This is a genomic window from Pseudomonas sp. St316 (assembly GCF_018325905.1).
In the GTDB taxonomy this organism is placed as follows: domain Bacteria; phylum Pseudomonadota; class Gammaproteobacteria; order Pseudomonadales; family Pseudomonadaceae; genus Aquipseudomonas.
Genome location: NZ_AP021901.1, coordinates 4,413,747 through 4,432,098, shown reverse-complemented (window position 1 = coordinate 4,432,098; position 18,352 = coordinate 4,413,747). Strand labels below are relative to the sequence as shown.

Annotated in this window: 15 protein-coding genes; 3 read left to right on the top strand and 12 right to left on the bottom strand. The window is 61.1% G+C overall.

The window, feature by feature from the left end:
- Positions 1-172: 172 nt before the first annotated feature.
- Positions 173-514 carry a DUF6124 family protein gene (locus tag KI237_RS19520; RefSeq protein WP_212796645.1) on the bottom strand — a complete coding sequence of 114 codons (342 nt, stop codon included), beginning with the start codon at positions 512-514 and terminating at the stop codon, positions 173-175.
- A gap of 131 nt (positions 515-645) precedes the next feature.
- Here KI237_RS19520 and KI237_RS19515 point away from each other — a divergent pair, with 131 nt between their 5' ends.
- Entirely contained in the window at positions 646-1,293 is a 648-nt protein-coding gene (locus KI237_RS19515) for a LexA family protein (protein WP_212796644.1), read from the top strand.
- A gap of 29 nt (positions 1,294-1,322) precedes the next feature.
- Here KI237_RS19515 and KI237_RS19510 read toward each other — a convergent pair whose 3' ends face one another.
- Genes KI237_RS19510 through KI237_RS19495 form a run of 4 tightly spaced genes read right to left on the bottom strand, consistent with a single transcriptional unit; the run spans position 1,323 to position 6,883 of the window.
- Complete coding sequence (locus KI237_RS19510; RefSeq protein ID WP_212796643.1) at positions 1,323-3,272, bottom strand: acetyl/propionyl/methylcrotonyl-CoA carboxylase subunit alpha; 1,950 nt, start codon at positions 3,270-3,272, stop codon at positions 1,323-1,325.
- On the bottom strand, positions 3,269-4,087 hold the full coding sequence (locus KI237_RS19505) for a gamma-carboxygeranoyl-CoA hydratase (RefSeq protein WP_212796642.1): 819 nt from the start codon (positions 4,085-4,087) through the stop codon (positions 3,269-3,271). The genes KI237_RS19510 and KI237_RS19505 overlap by 4 nt, the downstream gene beginning before the upstream one ends.
- Positions 4,088-4,100: 13 nt before the next feature.
- On the bottom strand, positions 4,101-5,708 hold the full coding sequence (locus KI237_RS19500) for a carboxyl transferase domain-containing protein (protein ID WP_212796641.1): 1,608 nt from the start codon (positions 5,706-5,708) through the stop codon (positions 4,101-4,103).
- 11 nt (positions 5,709-5,719) lie between these two features.
- Complete coding sequence (locus KI237_RS19495) at positions 5,720-6,883, bottom strand: isovaleryl-CoA dehydrogenase (protein WP_212796640.1); 1,164 nt, start codon at positions 6,881-6,883, stop codon at positions 5,720-5,722.
- 185 nt (positions 6,884-7,068) lie between these two features.
- Between KI237_RS19495 and KI237_RS19490 the strand changes: the two genes are divergently transcribed.
- A complete protein-coding gene (locus KI237_RS19490) occupies positions 7,069-8,766 on the top strand; it encodes an AMP-binding protein (protein ID WP_212796639.1) in 1,698 nt (565 codons plus the stop codon).
- Positions 8,767-9,403: 637 nt separating this feature from the next.
- Here KI237_RS19490 and KI237_RS19485 read toward each other — a convergent pair.
- The 3 genes from KI237_RS19485 to KI237_RS19475 all read right to left on the bottom strand — a co-directional run bounded on the left by KI237_RS19485 (position 9,404) and on the right by KI237_RS19475 (position 11,993).
- Positions 9,404-10,303, bottom strand: a complete 900-nt coding sequence (locus tag KI237_RS19485) for a hydroxymethylglutaryl-CoA lyase (protein WP_212796638.1) — start codon at positions 10,301-10,303, stop codon at positions 9,404-9,406.
- Positions 10,304-10,473: 170 nt separating this feature from the next.
- Positions 10,474-10,875 carry a MerR family transcriptional regulator gene (locus KI237_RS19480; protein ID WP_212796637.1) on the bottom strand — a complete coding sequence of 134 codons (402 nt, stop codon included), beginning with the start codon at positions 10,873-10,875 and terminating at the stop codon, positions 10,474-10,476.
- 188 nt (positions 10,876-11,063) lie between these two features.
- Positions 11,064-11,993, bottom strand: coding sequence for a LysR family transcriptional regulator (locus KI237_RS19475; protein ID WP_212796636.1), 930 nt, complete (start codon positions 11,991-11,993; stop codon positions 11,064-11,066).
- 177 nt (positions 11,994-12,170) lie between these two features.
- On the opposite strand from KI237_RS19475, the gene KI237_RS19470 reads away from it, so the two are divergent.
- Positions 12,171-13,400, top strand: coding sequence for an acyl-CoA dehydrogenase (locus tag KI237_RS19470; RefSeq protein ID WP_212796635.1), 1,230 nt, complete (start codon positions 12,171-12,173; stop codon positions 13,398-13,400).
- A gap of 293 nt (positions 13,401-13,693) precedes the next feature.
- On the opposite strand, the gene KI237_RS19465 is transcribed toward KI237_RS19470, so the two are convergent.
- From KI237_RS19465 to KI237_RS19450, 4 genes are all read right to left on the bottom strand, one after another.
- The gene (locus tag KI237_RS19465; protein ID WP_212796634.1) at positions 13,694-14,563 is read right to left on the bottom strand and encodes an oxaloacetate decarboxylase; all 870 of its coding nucleotides are present in this window, start codon (positions 14,561-14,563) and stop codon (positions 13,694-13,696) included.
- Between the two features lie 187 nt (positions 14,564-14,750).
- Positions 14,751-15,785: an arginine N-succinyltransferase gene (gene astA / locus KI237_RS19460; protein WP_212796633.1), complete on the bottom strand. Its 1,035-nt coding sequence runs from the start codon at positions 15,783-15,785 to the stop codon at positions 14,751-14,753.
- Between the two features lie 61 nt (positions 15,786-15,846).
- Positions 15,847-16,863, bottom strand: coding sequence for an arginine N-succinyltransferase (locus KI237_RS19455; protein WP_212796632.1), 1,017 nt, complete (start codon positions 16,861-16,863; stop codon positions 15,847-15,849).
- A 110-nt stretch (positions 16,864-16,973) separates the two neighbouring features.
- Positions 16,974-18,323, bottom strand: a complete 1,350-nt coding sequence (locus tag KI237_RS19450; protein WP_212796631.1) for an APC family permease — start codon at positions 18,321-18,323, stop codon at positions 16,974-16,976.
- Positions 18,324-18,352 lie beyond the last annotated feature (29 nt).

Below are 18,352 nucleotides of genomic sequence, written 5' to 3'. Positions count from 1 at the left end.
TGAGGAGATATTCCAGAAGTCCGACCTAAGGTCTTCTGGCCTATCAACTGATCTCGCGACCAGCTGATGCAATAATAATCATTATCATTTGCAAGTCAAATGGTTTTATCGCATCGATTGGAAATTTTTTTCTCGTCGTCCGCGTTCGCGACGACGTTCCCGAGTGTTACCCCTAGCGAGTCGGGTAGCCATCCAGGGATCGGTCAAGCATCACCTTGACCAGATCAATCATGTGCACCACCGAAAATGCCAGGTCACGGTTCGAACCATTCAACTGGTTGGCGGACTCGTGGGCGGTCGCCGCTGCACAGCGCAGCAAGTCGCATGCGTGAACAAGGGCTTCTTCTGCGCTGACGCTGTGGTTGACGTCGAAGAAACGATGTCCTGCCTGTGCCTGCGAAACACTTGGTTTCAAGTAGTAATCGAGGGCGCGTTTGGCCGCCGGGCAATCCTGCAAGGGAGGGAACGTGCTGTCGAAAGGGCTGCCGGGTTGGTCTTTGTTGGGTGTATCCATGGTGATGAAAATCTCCGTGTGTGGGGCTGAACTCCTGAATCCAGAATAGTACTTATCGTAATTGTGACGATAATTTAAATACTACAATTTGTGTTTTGAATGGCCGGAGTCCTCCACGTATCGTGCGGCACATGGATAAATGGATAGAGTTGGTCAAGGCCAAGATGAAGGAGCTGCGCATCACGCAAGTGGTGCTCGCAGAACGGTTGGGAATGTCCCAGGGCGGCGTCGGCCATTGGCTGACCAAGCGCCGGCAACCCAGTGTCGAAGACATGAACCGGGTCCTGCGGGAGCTGGGGCTGGAGTTTCTGGAAGTGGCGATGGTGATTCGCGAGCCGGACACCTCCACGGACGAAGGCATGGCCCTGGCGCAGAAGTACAACCCGTACTTCCGCTACCCGGTCAGTGAATGGCACGAGGTTGGCGAGGTCCGCGAAGGCGATCCTGGCGCCTACAGCCAGGCGCGCTACGAGCTGACGGACTACCACGCCCAGGGGGCCGCGTTCTGGCTGGTGGTGGTGGGCGACGCGATGACCGCGCCCAGCGGCTTGAGCATTCCCGAGGGCATGTCGATCCTGGTGGATCCGGCCATCGAGGCGGTGCCTGGCAAACTGGTGGTCGCCTGCTTGCCCGGCAGCAGTGACGCGACCTTTCGCAAATTGATCGAAGAGAGCGGGCAGCGTTACCTGGTTCCGCTCAATCCGACTTACCCGAAAAACCTGTACACCGAGCAATGTCGCCTCATCGGTGTGGTGGTGCAGGCCACCATCAGGTTCTGACTGGATCGGCCCTGGGAGCGGGCCGATCCCTATTCTTCGAACGCTACCAGGGCGCTGCCTTCGCTGACCATTTCGCCTTCCTGGCAATACAGCGCCTTGATCACCCCGGCCTTGGGCGCACGAATGCTGTGCTCCATTTTCATGGCCTCCAGGACCACCAGTTGAGCCCCTGCCTCCACCGGCTGGCCGACACTGACCAATACCCGGACGATACTGCCGTTCATGGGCGCGGCCAGGCCGCCTTGATGGCTGTGGCTGGCCTCTGCGGCGGCCAACGGGTCATACAGGTCGATCCGGTGCAGGTCACCCGCCCATTGCAGGTACAGGCTGTCGCCCTGGCGAATGGCCCGATGACTGCGGCGCAGGCCGTGGTGCTCGATCACCAGGTGCTCGCCCTCGAGTTCCGCACAATGGGCGGTAACGTCCAGCGTCAGCGCGCGATCCTGGCCTTCGCAGCTCAGGTGCAAGGTGGTCTCCCTTGGCAGCCCCAGACGCAGCCCGGTGGTGCTGGCCCAGGGCGAGTCAGCATCATCGCGGCGCACGCGTGGTGTCAGGCTCAAGGCGAAGCCCTGGGCGGCTGCTAACCAGAATGCGTCATCCAATTCGCCCGGCTCTGGCAGCAATTGCGTTTGGTAACGTGGGATAAATCCGGTGTCCAGTTCTGCCGCCGCGAAGGCGGGGTGGGCCACGATGCGGCGCAGGAAACCGATATTGGTTTTCAGCCCGCCAATGGCAAATTCGTCGAGCATGCTCAACAGCCGCAAGCGCGCCTGTTCACGGTCTTCACCCCAGGCAATCAGCTTGCCGAGCATCGGGTCGTAGAACGGCGAGATTTCATCGCCTTCTTCAACCCCGCTGTCGACCCGCCGGCCCGGGCCCTCGGTCGATTCGCGATACAACGCCAGGCGCCCGGTGGCTGGCAGGAAATCGTTGACCGGGTCTTCGGCATATAGCCGCACTTCGATGGCGTGACCGAGCAGCGGCACTTGCGCTTGCGTGATCGGCAGTGGCTCGCCTTGGGCGACGCGGATCTGCCAGGCCACCAGGTCCAGTCCGGTGATCGCTTCGGTGACCGGATGCTCCACCTGCAAGCGAGTGTTCATTTCCATGAAGAAAAACTCGCCCCGCGCATCCAGCAGGAACTCCACCGTGCCCGCCCCGACGTAACCAATCGCTTGGGCTGCGCGCACGGCGGCTTCACCCATGGCGCGGCGCAATTGCGGGGTCAGGCCGGGGGCGGGGGCTTCTTCCACCACTTTCTGGTGGCGGCGCTGGATCGAGCAATCGCGTTCGTTGAGGTACAGGCAGTTGCCATGTTGGTCGGCAAATACCTGGATTTCCACATGGCGCGGTTTGAGCAGGTATTTTTCCACCAGCATCCGCGCGTCGCCGAACGAGGACTGTGCTTCACGCTGGGCCGAGGCCAGGGCTTCGGCCAGTTGGCTGACGTCCTCGACGACTTTCATGCCCTTGCCGCCGCCGCCAGCGGTGGCCTTGAGCAAGACTGGATAGCCGATGCGCTCGGCGGCTTCGCGAAAGGTCTCCAGGTCCTGGGCTTCGCCGTGATAACCCGGCACCAGGGGCACCCCGGCAGTTTGCATCAAGGTCTTGGCCGCCGATTTACTGCCCATGGCATCGATGGCCGAGGCCGGTGGGCCGAGGAAGATCAGCCCGGCGTTTTCAATCGCCCGGGCGAACCCGGCGTTTTCGGACAGAAAACCATAGCCGGGGTGGATGGCCTGGGCGCCGCTGGCTTTCGCGGCGGCGATCAGTTTGTCGATTTGCAGGTAGCTGTCGGCGGCCTTGCTGCCGCCCAGGTCGATGCGGATGTCGGCTTCACGGCTGTGGCGGGCATCGCGGTCGGTGGCGCTGTGGACGGCAACGGTGGTCAGGCCCATGGCCTTGGCGGTGCGCATTACGCGGCAGGCGATTTCGCCACGGTTGGCCACCAGTAACGTGGTGAGGGCAGGGGCGCTCATCGACGCGGCTCCTTGTTATTCGATTCGGCTTGCCAGTTCGGCGCGCGCTTTTGCAGGAAAGCCCGCAGGCCTTCCTGGCCCTCCGGGCTGACGCGGATGCGGGCGATGGCGTTTTCGGTGTAGCGCCGTAGCGCCGGGGTCAGGGCGCCGTTGCCGACTTCACGCAACAGTTCCTTGCTGGCGCGCATGGCCGCCGGGCTGTTGAGCAACAGGTTGTCGATCCACTGTTCGACCTGCTGGTCCAGGGCTTCGGCCGGGTAACTTTCCGACAGCAAACCGATTTCTTTCGCACGTTGCCCGTCGAAGCGCTCAGCCGTCAGGGCATAACGACGTGCCGCCCGCTCGCCGATGGCTTGCACCACGAACGGGCTGATTACCGCTGGCGCCAGGCCAATGCGCACTTCCGACAGGCAGAACTGTGCTTGATCGGCGCCAATGGCCATGTCACAAGCGCTGATAAGCCCCAGTGCGCCACCGAACGCGGCGCCCTGGACGACGGCCAGCGTAGGAATTTTCAGCTTGGCGAGGTTGTACATCAGCTCCGCCAGTTCCCGGGCGTCATCGAGGTTGGTGTGGTAGTCGAGCTCGGCCGATTGCTGCATCCAGGCCAGGTCGGCACCAGCGCTGAAATGCTTGCCGCGACCGCGGATCAGCAGGAAGCGCAGGCTTGGATCACTGCTGACGTGGTCCAGGGCCAGGATCAGTTCGCGGATCATTTCGGCGTTGAACGCGTTGTTTTTCGACTCGCGGCTGAGCCATAAGGTGGCAACGCCCCGTGGGTCGGTGTGCAGTTCGAGGGTGTTGAAGTTATCCATGGGCATTCCCCGTTTACATCCGGAACACGCCGAAGCGGCTCGGTTCGATAGGCGCGTTCAGTGACGCGGACAAGGCCAGGCCCAGTACATCGCGGGTCTGGGCCGGGTCGATGACGCCGTCGTCCCACAGCCTGGCGCTGGAATAATAGGGGTGGCCCTGTTCTTCGTATTGATCGAGGATCGGTTGCTTGATCTGGGCCTCCTGCTCGGCGCTGAAGGGGTGGCCGCTGCGTTCGGCCTGCTCGCGCTTGACCTGCACCAGCACGCCGGCCGCCTGTTCGGCGCCCATCACGCCAATCCGTGCATTCGGCCACATCCACAGGAACCGCGGGTCGTAGGCGCGACCGCACATACCATAGTTACCCGCGCCGAAACTGCCGCCAATGATCACGGTGAATTTCGGCACGTTGGCACAGGCCACGGCTGTCACCAGTTTGGCCCCGTGCTTGGCGATGCCGCCGGCTTCGTACTTTTGCCCGACCATGAAACCGGTGATGTTCTGCAGGAACAGCAGCGGGATCCCGCGCTGACACGCCAATTCGATGAAGTGCGCGCCTTTCTGCGCGGCTTCGGCGAAGAGAATGCCATTGTTGGCCAGGATCGCGATCGGGTAGCCGTGCAAGTGGGCGAAGCCGCACACCAGCGTCGTTCCGAACAGCGCCTTGAATTCGTCGAACACCGACCCGTCCACCAGGCGCGCGATCACTTCCCGGACATCGAACGGTTGCTTGGCGTCGGCCGAAACCACACCGTACAACTCGTCGCCCGAGTAAAGCGGGGCAATCGGCAGACGATGCTGTAACTCGCCCTGTTTGCGCCAATTGAGGTTGGCGATGCTACGGCGTGCCAGGGCCAGGGCATGTTCGTCGCTGTCGGCGTAATGGTCGGCTACGCCGGAGATTTTGCAGTGCACGTCGGCACCGCCCAGGTCTTCGGCACTGACCACCTCGCCAGTGGCGGCTTTCACCAACGGCGGGCCGGCGAGGAAAATCGTCGCCTGTTGACGGACCATGATCGCCTCGTCCGCCATGGCCGGCACATAGGCGCCACCGGCGGTGCAGGAACCCATGACCACGGCGATCTGCGGGATGCCTTGGGCACTCATGTTGGCCTGGTTGAAGAAGATCCGCCCAAAGTGTTCGCGGTCCGGGAATACCTCGTCCTGGCGCGGCAGGTTGGCGCCGCCGGAGTCCACCAGGTAAATGCAGGGCAGGCGATTCTGCTGGGCGATGGTCTGGGCCCGCAGGTGTTTTTTCACCGTCAGCGGGTAGTAGGAGCCTCCTTTGACCGTCGCGTCGTTGGCGACAATCATGCATTCGACGCCTTCCACGCGGCCGATGCCGGCAATCACGCCGGCCGCCGGCACGTCTTCGCCATAGACTTCGTGGGCTGCCAATGGGCTGATTTCCAAAAACGGCGAGCCCGGGTCCAGCAGTCGGTTGATGCGTTCACGGGGCAGCAACTTGCCCCGCGAGGTGTGCCGTTCCTGGGCCTTGGGACCGCCGCCTTGGCGAACTAGCGCGAGCAGGGTGCGCAAGGCCTCGACGTGTCCGAGCATTGCATCGCGGTTTGTGATGAACTCCGGCGAGCGCGGGTTGAGCTGAGTGTGCAGCGTGGCCATGGTCAGCTCCGTTAGCGGGTTTCGTTGAACAGTTCGCGGCCGATCAACATCCGGCGAATCTCACTGGTGCCCGCACCGATTTCGTACAACTTGGCGTCACGCAGCAGGCGACCGGCCGGGAATTCATTGATGTAGCCATTGCCCCCCAGTATCTGGATCGCGTCGAGGGCCATTTGCGTGGCGCGTTCGGCGCTGTAGAGGATCACCCCGGCGGCGTCCTTGCGGGTGGTTTCGCCGCGCTCGCAGGCCTGGGCCACGGCATACAGGTAGGCGCGGCTGGCGTTGAGCTGGGTGTACATGTCGGCGACCTTGCCCTGGATCAGCTGGAATTCGCCAATGCTCTGGCCGAACTGCTTGCGGTCGTGGATGTAGGGCACGATCAGGTCCATGCAGGCCTGCATGATCCCGGTTGGGCCGCCAGAGAGCACGACGCGCTCGTAGTCGAGACCGCTCATCAGCACTTTCACGCCACCGTTGAGCGCGCCGAGGATGTTTTCTTCCGGCACTTCGACGTCATCGAAAAACAGCTCGCAGGTGTTGGAGCCGCGCATGCCGAGCTTGTCGAATTTGGTGCTGCGGCTGAAGCCCTTCCAGTCGCGCTCGACGATGAACGCGCTGATGCCGTGGGGGCCCTTGTCCAGGTCAGTCTTGGCGTAGATCACATAGGTGTTGGCATCGGGGCCGTTGGTGATCCAGGTCTTGCTGCCGTTGAGCACGTAACGGTCGCCGCGCTTGTCGGCCCGCAGCTTCATCGAGACCACGTCGGAACCGGCGTTTGGCTCGCTCATTGCCAGGGCGCCGATGTGTTCGCCGCTGATCAGCTTGGGCAGGTATTTGGTTTTCTGTTCGTGGTTGCCGTTGCGGTTGATCTGGTTCACGCAGAGGTTGGAGTGGGCACCGTAGGAGAGGGCGACCGAGGCCGAACCGCGGCTGATTTCTTCCATCGCCACCACGTGGGCCAGGTAGCCCAGGCCAGCGCCGCCGTATTCCTCCGGGACGGTGATACCCAGCAGGCCCATGTCGCCGAACTTGCGCCACATGTCGGCGGGAAACAGATTGTCGATATCGATCTGCGCTGCTCGCGGTGCCAGTTCGGCCTTGACGAAGGCCTGCACCTGGTCGCGCAACATGTCGATGGTTTCACCGAGGGCAAAGTTCAGGGATGGGTAGCTCATGGGACACCTTTGGCTTTTTTATCGGGTGCGGAGAGCGGGGACTGCTCTCACCTTTACGTTAACGTAAGCCTGTGACGAATGACTGTCAATCGCCCTTTACGTTAACGTCAACTTGAGCGAGAGTAAGTGCGCTTTGTGCATGAGGTTCACCGCTACACCCACTAATAAAGACAAGAGGGGGCGTCATGGATCAACCCGGTTCGCATTCGCAGCTCAGCTACACCCGTGGCTCCCAGGCCAAGGCTCTGCTGGCCCAAACCATCGGCGAGGTTTTCGACCAGACGGTGGCCCGTTATCCGGAGGGCGAGGCGTTGGTGGTTCGCCATCAATCGCTGCGTTATACCTGGCAACAACTGGCCGAGGCCGTTGATCTGCACGCCCGAGCCTTGTTGGCGCTAGGCTTGAAAACCGGTGATCGCCTTGGCGTGTGGGCGCCCAATTGCGCTCAGTGGTGCATCAGCCAGTTCGCCAGTGCGAAGATCGGCGTCATTCTAGTCAACATCAATCCGGCCTATCGCGTCTCTGAGCTCGAATACGTGCTTAAACAATCCGGATGCCAATGGCTGGTCTGTGCCGGGGCGTTCAAGACCTCGGATTATCACGCCATGTTGCAAGCACTGGCACCAGAGCTGGCGGAGCAATCGATCGGCCAATTGCAGAGCGAGCGCTTGCCGGATTTGCGCGGTGTGATCAGCCTCGATTCACAGCCGCCGGCAGGTTTTCTGCCTTGGTCGCAACTGACCGCCCTGGGTGCGGCGGTGACGCCTGCGCAACTGGCCGAGCGCCAATCCTGCCTGCAGTCCGATCAACCGGTGAATATCCAGTACACCTCCGGCACCACCGGCTTCCCAAAGGGTGCCACCCTCAGCCACCACAACATTCTCAATAACGGTTACATGGTCGGCGAAAGCCTGGGCCTGACGGCTGGCGACCGGCTGGTGATCCCGGTGCCGCTCTACCATTGCTTCGGCATGGTCATGGGTAACCTGGGCTGCATGACCCATGGTAGCACCATGATCTATCCCAACGATGCCTTCGACCCGTTGCTGACACTAAAGGCCGTGGCCGAGGAAAAAGCCACGGCGCTGTATGGCGTGCCCACGATGTTCATCGCCCTGCTGGACCAGCCGCAGCGGGGCGACTTCGACGTGTCCAGCCTGCGCACTGGCATCATGGCCGGGGCCACATGCCCCATCGAAGTGATGCGGCGGGTCATCAATGAAATGCACATGGCCGAAGTGCAGATTGCCTACGGCATGACGGAAACCAGCCCGGTGTCATTGCAGACCGGTCCTTCAGACGAGCTGGAACTGCGCGTCACTACTGTCGGGCGCACCCAGCCGCAACTGGAAAGCAAAATTATCGATGAGGCCGGCAATATCGTCCCGCGTGGCGTTGTCGGCGAGTTGTGTTCCCGCGGCTACAGCGTAATGCTCGGGTACTGGAACAACCCCAAGGGCACCACCGATGCCATCGCTCCGGATGGCTGGATGCACACAGGCGACCTGGCGACCATGGACGAGCAGGGCTACGTGCGCATCGTCGGGCGCAACAAGGACATGATCATTCGTGGCGGAGAAAATATTTACCCGCGTGAGCTTGAGGAGTTTTTCTTCACTCACCCGGCGGTGGCGGACGTGCAAGTGATCGGCATCCCGTGTTCGCGCTATGGCGAGGAAATCGTTGCCTGGATCAAGTTCCATCCCGGCCACAGTGCTTGCGAGCAAGAACTGCAAGCCTGGTGCAAGGAGCGCATCGCCCACTTCAAGACGCCGCGTCATTTCAAATTCGTCGAAGAATTTCCCATGACGGTCACCGGTAAGATCCAGAAATTCCGCATGCGCGAAATCAGCATCGAAGAACTGCGCAAAAAAGAAGACTAGCCAAAAACTGTGGGAGCGAGCTTGCTCGCGATGCGGTGTGTCGGTCAAAGCGCGGCGGCTGACACACTGCCTTCACAAAACAACCGAAAAACCCAAACCCCAGGCAGCACAAAGGGGAGCCGAAGCTCCCCTTTAATTTTGTCGTCGCGTGCTCTTTTTTTATTATTGAGGGGCGGCCTGTTGTTGTTTTTGGCAGCCGTTGCCCTTTACCGCTGTTTTTGGCGATCCCCATCCGGGATCAAGAGCAAACGTATTTTTTTGAGCGCTGACCTGCTTTTTCGCCTTGCGATCCAACCGATTCGGGAGCTACCTGAAGGTAGTTTTATTGTTCTCTGCCCGGTTGCGGGTTGCTTCTGGAAGCACCCTGAAAAGCACATCTTCTCCAAAAAAATCTGTTAGCTGCGTCTCTGCCGTGTTGTTTTTGTTATGTCAGAGTCGTTTCGTCTTGTTTTTATTGGGTTTGCTGCGTTTTTTTATTCTTGTTATGCAAGAGATATAGCAGGTGGCGTGCCAACTTTTAAATCTCTATATAAATCAACATGTTGTGTTTTTTCGTCGAAAAAGCTGGCACACCAGACCAGACAAATTGTTTCCGTGTTACTCGTTTCGCCGCTGTTACAAAGCCAGCGGTAACACCTCACTGTGCGCTACGGGCCTTGGCGACACGCGAACCGCTAGGACGACCGAGTACGTCACAGATCTGCCGACCCGCGGCGATCAGGGCGTCCAGGTCGACACCGGTTTCGATACCCAAGCCGTTGAGCAGGTACAGCACGTCTTCGGTGGCGACGTTACCGCTGGCGCCCTTGGCATAAGGGCAGCCGCCCAGGCCGGCAATGGAGCTGTCGAACACCGCAATGCCTTCCAGCAAGCTGGCGTATACGTTGGCCATGGCTTGGCCGTAGGTATCGTGGAAGTGTCCGGCGAGCTTGTCCCGAGGTACCTCGGCGCCCACCACCTCGAACATCCTGCGGGTGGCACCGGCGGTGCCCGTGCCGATGGTGTCGCCCAGGGAGACTTCGTAGCAGCCCATGGCATACAGCTCCCGAGCGACCCAAGCCACCTGTTCAGGCTTGACCGCACCTTCATAGGGGCAGCCCAGCACGCAGGACACGTAACCGCGCACACTGACGCCGTGTTGTTTTGCGGCTTCCATGATCGGCGCGAAGCGCTCCAGACTCTCCTTGATGGAGCAGTTGATATTGCGCTGGGAGAACGCTTCGGACGCGGCGGCGAACACCGCCACCTCTTTCACACCTGCCGCTAGCGCATCTTCAAAACCCCGCAGATTCGGCGCCAGGGCGCCATAGGTCACACCGGGCTTGCGCTGGATCTGCGCGAACACCTCGGCGGAACCGGCCATTTGCGGCACCCATTTGGGCGAGACGAAACTGCCGACTTCGATGTAGCCCAGGCCGGCGGCGCCCAAGGCATCTACCAGGCGCACCTTGTCGGCGACGCTGATGGGCTGTGCTTCATTCTGCAGCCCGTCACGGGGGCCGACTTCGATCAGGCGTACAAAGGAGGGAAGGGACATGGGATTGACCTGTGGTGAGGGTTGCCAATATGTCGAGAGCGACGATCAGCCTATTGTGGGAGCGAGCTTGCTCGCGATGGCGGTATGTCAGTCAACATTGAGGGTGCCGGTTATAGCGCTATCGCGAGCAAGCTCGCTCCCACAGTTTTTTCTTCATCTTGCAGAAAGTGTTACTGGACGATTTCCTGGCCTTTGATCGTCTGCTCCAGCGCCTGGATGCAGCGTTCTTCGGCGGTGTCGAGTTCCAGTTTCATCTGTTCGATGTCCAGCAATTGCTGTTCGAGCTGTTCCCGGCGTTCGGTGATTTTCGCCAGCATGCTGTGCAGCTGTTTCTGATTGCCGCTGGAGGGGTCATAGAGTTCGATCAGCTCGCGGCACTCGGCCAGGGAAAAACCAATGCGCTTGCCACGCAGGATCAGCTTCAGGCTGACCTTGTCCCGCGGCGAATAAATGCGCTCCTGGCCCCGTCGCTCCGGGCTCAACAGGCCTTGTTCTTCATAGAAGCGGATGGCCCGGGTGGTGATATCCAGCTCGCGGGCGAGGTCGGAGATGCTGTAGGTCTGGCTACTCATGGAAGCGCTCGAAACGAAAGGGGCTGGCGCTAAGCTAAAGGCAGGTTGACGTTCGCGTCAAGCAATGAGGTTTCTGCACACAAAACCTGTGGGAGCGAGCTTGCGCGCGATGACGGCGGCATGTTCAACATCAATGCAAGCTGATCCACCGCTATCGCGAGCAAGCTCGCTCCCACAATGTTGATCGGCTAAACCTTGTCGAGCTTCTTCTCATGGGCCGTCACCTGCTGGCACAGCTCGATCATCTGCTCGCGCATCCAGCGGTTGGCCGGGTCCTGGTCGGTGCTTTCGTGCCAGTAGAGGTGGGTTTCCACCGGCGGCACATCGTTGACGGGTAACAGGAAGGCGTGCAGATCGTGACGACGGGCAAAGCGCTCGGGGACGGTCATGACCATGTCCGTTTGTTGCAGGACCTGGGAGGCCATCAGGTAATGCTGGGAGCGCAGGGCGATCTTGCGCTGGATACCCATCTTGCCGAGGGCCAGGTCGACATAACCCAGCCCGTTGCGGCGGCTGGAGATATGCACGTGGGTCTGGGCCAGGTAATCATCGAGGCTGATTTTTTCCTTGCTCGCCAACGGATGGCCCTTGCGCATGGCGCACACGTAGCGATCTTCCATCAACTTGACGTGTCGTACCTGCGGATCGGTGTTGAGCGGTGCGTCCACGGCGAAGTCGAGGCGGCCGGCGGCCAGCTCCTTCGTGGTTTCACGGCGCTTGGAGAGGAAGCTTTCGATCGCCACGGTCGGCGCCAGGCGACGCAGGCGCTGGAACAGCAGCGGCAGGATCACGCCTTCGGTGAGGTCGGTCATGCTGATGCGGTAGGTCTTGACGGCCTGCAACGGATTGAATATCCGGCTTTCCTGCACCGACACCCGCAGCAGCGACAAGGCGGTGCGCACCGGACCGATGATGTTCTGGGCCATGGGGGTCGGCACCATCCCTTGGGCCGTACGCACGAAGAGCGGGTCGTTGAAGGTCTCCCGCAGACGCGCCAGGGCATTGGACACGGCCGGCTGAGTGATGCCGACGATCTGCCCGGCGCGGGTCAGGTTGGCTTCGGTGTAGATCGCATCGAAGACAATGAAAAGGTTGAGGTCGACCTTGCTCAGATTCATGGCGCTGCACTCTTGTTCTTGGGCTTGTTGTGAGGTGCCGGGTGGCGAGGAGAATCAGTGAAACATATATCGGTGATGAATGTTAATACACGCCGAGAATAGGTTAGGTAAATTTTCGTAGCTGAACTAGCATCGATTTCATGACCTAAAACAACCTCTGCCAAGAAGGTGCTGCTCATGGATTTTGCGTATTCCCCCAAGGTTCAGGAACTGCGTGAACGCGTCACGGCGTTCATGGATGCCTACGTCTACCCGGCCGAAGCGGTGTTCGAACGGCAAGTGGCCGAAGGCGACCGCTGGCAACCCACGGCCATCATGGAAGAGCTCAAGGTCAAGGCCAAGGCAGAAGGCCTGTGGAACCTGTTTCTGCCTGAATCCGAACTGGGTGCCGGCCTGACCAACCTGGAATACGCGCCGCTGGCAGAGATCATGGGCCGCTCGTTGCTGGGGCCGGAGCCGTTCAATTGCTCGGCACCGGACACCGGCAACATGGAAGTGCTGGTGCGCTACGCCAATGAAGAACAAAAGCGACGCTGGCTCGAGCCACTGCTGCGCGGCGAGATCCGCTCGGCCTTTGCCATGACCGAGCCGGACGTTGCCTCCTCGGACGCTACCAACATGGCCGCCCGTGCCGAGCGCGACGGCGATGAGTGGGTGATCAACGGCAAGAAATGGTGGACCTCAGGGGCGTGCGATCCGCGCTGCAAGATCCTGATCTTCATGGGCCTGAGCAACCCTGATGCGCCACGCCATGCCCAGCACTCGATGATCCTGGTGCCGGTGGACACTCCCGGGGTCAAGATCGTCCGGCCGCTGCCGGTGTTCGGCTACGACGATGCGCCTCACGGGCATGCCGAAGTGCTGTTCGAGAACGTGCGGGTGCCGTACGAAAACGTCCTGTTGGGTGAAGGACGCGGCTTTGAAATTGCCCAGGGTCGCCTCGGCCCGGGCCGGATTCATCACTGCATGCGTTCCATCGGGATGGCCGAGCGCGCATTGGAATTGATGTGCAAGCGTGCCGTCAGCCGTACGGCCTTCGGCCAGCCGTTGGCACGCCTGGGCGGTAACATCGACAAGATTGCCGATTCGCGGATGGAAATCGACATGGCGCGCCTGCTGACGTTGAAGGCGGCGTACATGATGGATACGGTCGGCAATAAAGTGGCGAAGAGCGAAATCGCCCAGATCAAGGTCGTCGCGCCGAACGTGGCCTTGAAGGTCATTGACCGGGCGATCCAGATCCACGGTGGCGCCGGGGTCTCCAACGATTTCCCGCTGGCCTACATGTACGCCATGCAACGCACCCTGCGCCTGGCCGACGGCCCGGATGAAGTCCACCGCGCGGCCATCGGCAAGTTCGAGATCGGCAAGTACGTGCCTAGGGAAATGCTGCGCAGCGGGCGCTGAAGACGGGTCTGGCCTCCGCAGGGCTGTAGAACCCTGTGGGAGCGAGCTTGCTCGCGATTGCGGTGGTTCAGCTTGCAGAGGTGTTGAATGTGCTGCCGCCATCGCGAGCAAGCTCGCTCCCACATGGGTTTTCGGGTGTTTGCAGGATCAGTGTCCTGCGCTAATTCCCGGTGGGAGCGAGCTTGCTCGCGATGGCGGTGGTTCAGCTTGCGGAGGTGGTGAATGTGTTGCCGCCATCGCGAGCAAGCTCGCTCCCACAGGTGTGTCCACTGTAGAGCCCCGTGGGAGTGTGCTTACTCCTTGACGCTCATGTACTCCTCGGCCCAGCGGATGTACTCCTCGGGCTGGGTGTAGGTGTGGGTCAGTTCGGTGGCGCTCAGGTCCGAAGCCTGGGTGAAGATCTGCCGTTGTTCGCGGAGGCTGTCGTAGGTCGCCTTGATCGCGGCGAAATAGGCGCCGTGGCCGTCGATGGTCACGCGCACGCCCAACTCGGCCAGGCGCTTGTCATCGCGCAGCAGTGGGTTGCCATAAGTGACAAGCATCAGCGGCACCGTCAGGTTTTCGCTGATCTTCTCCAAGTGATCGAAGTCTTGCACGCCCACCATGCAAATTCCGTCCGCCCCGGCACGCTCATATTGCTGGGTCCGGCTGATGATTTCCTGCACCGGTAGAATCCCGGCGTTGGTCCGGGCGATGATCGCCATTTCCGAATCGACTCGCGCCTCCAGCGCCGCCCGAATCTTGCCGACGCCTTCGGCTACGCCGATCAGGTCGGTGGATTTACGCCCGAACTGGGCCGGCAGCAAAGTGTCCTCGATGGTCAGCGCCGCAATGCCGGCCCGTTCCAGTTCGACGATGGTGCGCATCACGTTCAGGGCATTGCCGTAGCCATGGTCGGCATCGGCAATGACCGGCAGTTGGGCCACGCGGCCGATGCGGGTGGCCTGTTCGGCGAATTCGCTGAGGGTGATCAGGGCGAAGTCCGGCGCGCCCAATACTTGCAACGACGCCACCGAGCCTCCCAGGATACCTACTTCAAAACCCAGGTCCGCGGCGATGCGTGCCGACATCGGATCGAACACCGAGGCGGTGTGGTAACAGGTGTCGCAAGCCAGCAATTGGCGAAAGTTACGACGCAAATCTTGATGGGAGAGCCTGGACATATGAGTTCCACCAATGGAATGGAAAGGCTTGAGCAAAAGTGTCAACGCCGAAATATCCAAAGGCTATCACGTGGCAAGCGCAAAGATGATGACGAATGTGTATAGGTGATGCCGTTATGGCATCAAACGAACCAGGGACCCGCAAAGTTGGCACCCGGCGCTCTGTGGGTCAGTCGGATACGACAGGCTATGCCGCCTTCGCCTGTTGCCCCAGCTTGGGCAATGCCACGGCCCGTACCGTATCACCCGGTTGAACTTGCAGGCGTTTGGCGGTGAGGCGATCGACGAGCAGCTTGTGGCCATGCTGGTGCGCGCGAGCGCTGGTGACGCGGCAGTTTTCCAGGCGCCGATTGTGAATCAGCCAGACCGGTGCCTGTTCGTCCGGGGTGCCAATGACCAGGGTCAGCGCCTGGCTGTCGCGCACGGTACGGATGTTCGACACTGGCGCCTCGATCACGGGGCCGCCGTCAAAGATGTCGATGTAGCCCTTGTGGCTGAAACCTTCGGCACTGAGGATTTTCATGGCCGGCTCGGTGTTCGGGTGAGCCTGGCCGATCACCGCCTGGGCCTGTTCGGTGAGCAGGCAAGTATAGAGCGGCTGGCGTGGCATCAGTTCGGCGATGAACGACTTGTTGCCCATACCGGACAACTGATCGGCGTGGCTGAAATCCTTCTTGAAAAAATGCCGTCCCAAGCTGTCCCAGAACGGCGAACGACCTTGTTCGTCGGCATGGCCTCGCAGTTCGGCGATCAGTTTTTCGCCGAACAGCTGGGAGAACTCGGCCACGAACAGCAGGCGCGCCAGGGACAGCAGGCGTCCATTGTGGCCATGGCGTTGCTCGGGGTGCAGGAACAGCGAGCAGATTTCCGATTGCCCGGACATCTCGTTATTGAGGAACAGGGTCGGGATCTGCCGCTGGATCCCCAGCTCCGGCGCCGAACTGACGGTCAGCCCGACCCGATAGTTGTACCAGGGCTCGCGCAGCCCGACCGCGCCGGTCAGGGCGCTGATGCCCACCACCTGCCGATCATCGTCTTCGAGCACGAACAGGTAATCGGCGTCAGCACGTTCGACTTGTCCGGCAAAGGTCCGTTGGGCCCAGCGAATACGATGGGCCAGGCGCTCTTCGTTGGCCGGCAGGCTGGTGAAGCCGGGGCCTGCGCAACGGGCCAGGTCCAGCAATGCGGGCAGATCGGTAATGGCGACCGGACGGACAATCATGATGCAGCTCCTTCATCGTGTCGGTCCAAGCGCTGATGCGTGCCACGGGATCGAGTGAGGTTCATAGGGCAACCACCCGGATGCGTTCGCCATCCATGACGCCCAGGGCGGCTTGCATGTCGGGCGACAGCGCCACGGGGCCCTCGGCGTTGACGTCCAGTTCGGCGACGATGGCCCGGTAGTTTCCAAGACGGTCGTTACTCACCAGGTAACGGCCTCTCGCATCGATCTGCCGGCTTTGCCGGGCCGTGGCGATTCGGCTCTGCGTGATGGAGCGGATGTTGGCGATACGAGCATGCAAGGTCGGCCCACCGTCGAAGATGTCGACATAATTGTTGGTCTCGAAACCCTCGCGCGCCAGGATGTCGAAGGCTTCCTGGCCGTCGGGATGCACCCGGCCGATGCAGGCCTGGGCCGCTGGCGGCAGCATGGGTACGTAGATCGGGTATTGCGGCATCAGCTCGGCAAGAAAGGTCCGGCTCTGCAAGCCACACAACCGTTCGGCTTCGACGTAGGGCAGGTCGAAGAAGTGCTGGCCGATGGCGTCCCAGAAGGGCGACTGGCCGTCCTCGCTGCTGAACCCGACGATCTCGGTGATGACTGATTCGGCAAAGCGCTGGGGGTGGGCGGCGATGAACATCAGTCGGGCCCGGGACAGCAGCTCCGATTCCGGCGTGCGCACCCGCTCGGCGTCGATGTGGAAGCCACGCAGTAGCGTCTGTCCGTTGAGGTCCTGGCACAGCGACAGCGCGGGCACGCCATGCTGGATGTTCAGTTCCCGGGACTCACTGGAAAACGGCCGGTTGCGCAGGCTGTAGAACGGTTCGTTGCAACCGGTGCTGGAGAGGACTTCCGAACAACCGACCAAGTGCCCGGACTCCAGGTCCTCCAGGACAAAAAAATAATTCTGCGCGCCAGGGCCCTGCACATCGGCCTCGAACGAGGCGCACGAGTCGAGGATTTTTTCCTCCAGGCGCGCGGTATCGTCCGGCAGTGACGTGACACCCACCAGGCTGTCACGGGCCAATTGTTGCAGTTGCGGCAGATCGGTTAATTGAACTGGACGTAAGGCCAGCATGGATTGCACTCCTGTTCCAGAGAGCCCGGTGACAGGCACCGGGCTTGACGATCACTGTCGATGTCCACGCGTTGTAACCACGGTTGGCCGAATCCATCGGCCGCCGGTCCTCACTGACCGGCCGGATCGGGCACGCCGGTAGGGTTGCCGAATTTGTTGAGCGCACACAGATAGATCACGCCTGCGGCGATCCAGATCAGGCCGAGCTTCTGCGCCGCGACGCCCATGTTGTACATGATGGCCGCGACGATCACGAAGCCGATCAATGGGCAAATCAAGTGGCGAATCAGTTGGCCGGACTGCTGGCGGCGCCAGTAATGGTTGATGACGGTGATGTGCAGCAACATGAAGCCGCTCAGGGCGCCGAAATTGACCAGGGAGGTGAGGGTGTCCACGGCGTCGATGAACAGGTAGCAGATCAACAGCGACAGCACTGCCACCAGGTAGATGCTCAAGTACGGGGTGTTGTGTTGCGGGTGGACCTTGGCCAGCACCTTGGGCAACTGGCCGTCCCGGGCCATGCCGAACAACAGGCGCGATACCGCCGCCTGCGAAGTGATCGCCACGGCCACGCCCCAGGCCAGGGCCGTGGCAACCGCGGTCAAGGTAGCCAGCCAACTGCCGGCTGCCAATTCGGCGATTTCATAGAATGCGGTGTCGGCGGACTTGAAACCCATGCCGGCGGCCAGGTCCGTGGCGATCCAGGTCTGCACCACGAAGATCGCCCCCATCACCAGCAAGGTCACCAGGGCTGCCTTGCCTATGCTGCGGCCCGGGTCGCCCTTGATCTCTTCAGCGAGGGTGGAAATGGCGTCGAAGCCCAGGAACGACAATACCGCGATGGACACGGCTTGCATCAGCAGGGCGAAGTTGAAGTGTTCCGGGCTGTACAGCGGCGCCAGGGTCAGTTGGCCGTTACCGGCCCCGCCGTGCAGGGCGTTCCAGGCGTAGAACAGGAAAATCCCCAGCACCACCAGCTGCGCCAGCAGGAAAATGATGTTCATCCGCGCGGTGAAGGTAATGCCCCGCAGGTTGACGAAGGTCGCGCTCACCAGGAAGGCCAGGATGAAACCGACCTTGGGGATGTCCGGGTACAAATGGTTCAGCGCCATGGCGGCGTAGACATAGAGCAGCGGCGGAATCAGCAGGTAGTCCAGCAGCATCAGCCAGCCGGCAATGAAGCCAACGTGTGGGTTGAGGCCTCGTTGCGCGTAGGAATAGACCGAACCTGCCACCGGAAAGGCCCGGGCCATGCTGCCGTAGCTCAAGGCAGTAAACAGCATCGCCACCATGCCGATGATGTACGCCAGCGGTACCATCCCCGGCGCCTCGGCGTTGACGTAGCCATACACGCCGAACGGGGCGATGGGGATCATGAAAATCATCCCGTAGACCACCAGGTCTGTCAGCGACAGACCGCGTTTCAATTCCTGTTTGTAGCCAAATGCCTCAATGCTCATGAGCCGTTTTCCTTTTCAGCTGTGTGGGT